The sequence below is a fragment of the Sphingomonas sp. URJC2 genome, from assembly GCF_059803575.1.
In genome coordinates, this window is the sequence record NZ_JAPFGX010000075.1 from 1 (window position 1) to 2,598 (window position 2,598).

The following is a 2,598-nucleotide window of genomic DNA, read 5'->3' on the forward strand; positions in this document are numbered from 1 at the left end:
GAAATCGTTCATCGCAACTGACCTTGACAGTACATGAGCCCAATCTTGGAAACCGTGTCAGAGTTTGCAACAGAGCCTACCCGATCACGTCCGTAGCCCCGGCCAGCGCGGCGGTGACTTCGGGTGTGACGAGTGCCTCGTCTCCTGGTCCCAGACCGGCGATTGCTAGCCAACCCTTGTCCTTTTCCCCGGTCATGGTCGCCTCCCCTGACCATGGATCAGCAGGATCGAGAAATAGGGGGTCACCGCCTCAGCCTCGGCCAGCATGGTGACGCGCTGTCCGGGCATCGCTGCGTGTTCGACCAGCCATGCCGCATCCATGCGCCCGGCGGCTGCCACGGCGCGGCGAAGCTTGGGCAGGTTCCGACCGATCTTCATCACCACCAGCGCGTCAGTCTCGCGGATCCGGCGGGCAAGCTCGGCTTCCGGCAGCGTGGCCATGACCACGGTCATCACATCATCGCCCCAGGTGATCGGCAGGTCCGTCGCGGTCCAGGCGCCAGACATGCCCGTGATGCCAGGGACGACTTCCACCGGTATGCGGCCTGAAAGGCGGGCATGGAGGTGCATGAAGGAGCCGTAGAAGAACGGGTCGCCCTCACACAGCACGACGACGTCCTCACCCTGCTGCGAAATCGCTGCAAGCCGCTCCGAACAGTGCGTGTAGAACGCCGACAGGCAGGCATTGTAGCGAGGATCGGATACCGGGATTTCGGTGGTTACCGGATATTCCATCGGAAACTCGATCACGTCAGCGCGGAGCATCCCTTCCACGATGCGCCTTGCCTGGCCGGGCCGCCCAGCCTTGCGGAAATAGGCGACGTGGTGCGCCGTGCGTACAAGCCGGTCGGCGCGCACGCTCAGCAGGTCTGCCGCACCCGGACCAAGCCCGACACCGTGAATGGTGCCGATGTTCGTGCCGGCGTTCATTCGGCCGTACTCGCCAGCGCGTTGATGGCCGCCACGGTGATGGCACTGCCGCCAAGGCGGCCCTCGACGACGCAGCAGGGTGCAGGAGGAGCGGCCCAGAGGGCAGCCTTGGATTCAGCTGCTCCCACGAAGCCCACCGGACAGCCGATGATCGCCGCAGGGCGTGGGCAGGCGGGGTCTTCCAGCATGTTCAGCAGATGAAACAGCGCGGTTGGTGCATTGCCGATCGCCACGACCGCACCCGCCAGAATGGGCCGCCACAGTTCCAGCGCGGCAGCGGATCGGGTGTTGCCGATCTTGCGTGCAAGGTCAGGCACCGCAGGATCTTGCAGCGTGCAGATGATTGCGTTGCTCCCGGGAAGCCGGGCGCGGGTGATCCCTTCAGACACCATCCGCGCATCGCACAGTATCGGCGCGCCGCCGGCCAGCGCAGCGCGTGCCGCATCGGCAAATCCCGACGAGAACCGGATATGCGCTGCAAGTCCGACCATCCCGGCCGCATGGATCATCCGCACTGCCACCTGCTCTTCGCCTGGCGCGAAAGGGGAGAGATCGGCTTCGGCGCGGATCGTGGCAAACGACTGGCGATAGATCGCTGCCCCGTCGGTTTCATAGACATGGGGCATCAGACGGCTCCAAAATGCGCGAGGATTTCGCTGGCGCTCAAGCCGGAGCGGGACGGAGGCGATCCGGCTTTGCCAGCAAGGACCAGATCGAACCTGCCGTTGCGTCCGGTCAGCGTGACATCGGCCACCTGCGAGCAGGCGCAGCCTTTGGCACAACCCGAAACGTGCAGCCGTCCCGAGACATAGGGCGCAAGTCGGCGCGCAAGCGCACGGGTTTCAACCGTCGCCTGTGCGCACAATGGTGCGCCCGGGCAGGCTTCCACATGGGGCAGCGGATCAGGTTTAGCGCCGGTGGACGGGTGGGTCCGGGCAGCCGCCGCCCCCTCGATCAACAGCCGCCGCCACGGTGTTGTTCGCAGTCCAGAAGCAGAACCGGATTCGAGCAGGATGGCGAGCTCCGAAGCCTCTATCAGCCCGAACGCCAGCGCGATCGATGGATGATGTCCGGTGCCAAGCACATGGCCCGGTTCAGCCATTGCAGGCGCGATCGCACCTTTTGCCCATGCGGGAAGTTCCGCATCCCAACGGGCCATGCGCCCGGCTGCGGCGGCGCCGCTCGCGGCGAACCAGTGAGCGAGAGCGATCAGGGCGTCCGCTTCCGTGCCTGGAGACAGGCTTGATCCGGTGAGGCAACCATCGGCGCGAAGGATGAGGCTGCCGTCCGTGCCGCGTTCGACACGGAAATCGCCGGATGCGCCGGTCAGCACAGCGGCAGGGCCGGCATCGATGACGAACCCGACCTTGCCGGGAAGATCGGGCCATTCGCCTATCCGGGCCAGCAGGGCGTTGGCGATGCGGTGGGTGTCGTCGTTCTCCTGCCAGTCGGGCGCGACAAGGACGTTGCGCCGCGCTTCGAGTGCAGGCTCGGGCTGCACTAATTCCAGCGCAATCAGCCTTTGGATCAGCAAGGGCCAGCGATCTTGGGCAACGCCGCGAATCTGCAGATTGGCGCGCCGCGTCAGGTCTGTCCGTCGTCAGAACATTTGGCACAGGTCGCGGCGTAAATTAGCGGAGTGCGGGCCTCGTCTGTTGTTGGGTTTTA

General features: G+C 65.2%; 3 protein-coding genes and 1 pseudogene. All 4 read right to left on the reverse strand.

The features are described 5' to 3' along the window. Nucleotides 1-79 precede the first annotated feature (79 nt). Nucleotides 80-196 (reverse strand): annotated as a pseudogene (locus tag OPU66_RS14800) (precorrin-3B C(17)-methyltransferase); the annotation flags it as partial. Further along, the gene (gene cobI / locus OPU66_RS14805) at nt 193-930 is read right to left on the reverse strand and encodes a precorrin-2 C(20)-methyltransferase (protein WP_039330633.1); all 738 of its coding nucleotides are present in this window, start codon (nt 928-930) and stop codon (nt 193-195) included. The gene cobI and the pseudogene OPU66_RS14800, both read right to left, overlap by 4 nt. After that, nucleotides 927-1,556, reverse strand: a complete 630-nt coding sequence (locus OPU66_RS14810; protein ID WP_039330631.1) for a precorrin-8X methylmutase — start codon at nt 1,554-1,556, stop codon at nt 927-929. Before OPU66_RS14810 ends, cobI begins: the two co-directional genes overlap by 4 nt. Then, complete coding sequence (locus OPU66_RS14815; RefSeq protein ID WP_498554419.1) at nt 1,556-2,464, reverse strand: 4Fe-4S domain-containing protein; 909 nt, start codon at nt 2,462-2,464, stop codon at nt 1,556-1,558. Before OPU66_RS14815 ends, OPU66_RS14810 begins: the two co-directional genes overlap by 1 nt. Nucleotides 2,465-2,598: the final 134 nt, after the last annotated feature.

Bases quoted from the DNA above. Each gene is read 5' to 3' on its own strand.
- cobI (WP_039330633.1), bottom strand. From the start codon at position 930: ATGAACGCCGGCACGAACATCGGCACCATTCACGGTGTCGGGCTTGGT.
- OPU66_RS14810 (WP_039330631.1), bottom strand. From the start codon at position 1,556: ATGCCCCATGTCTATGAAACCGACGGGGCAGCGATCTATCGCCAGTCG.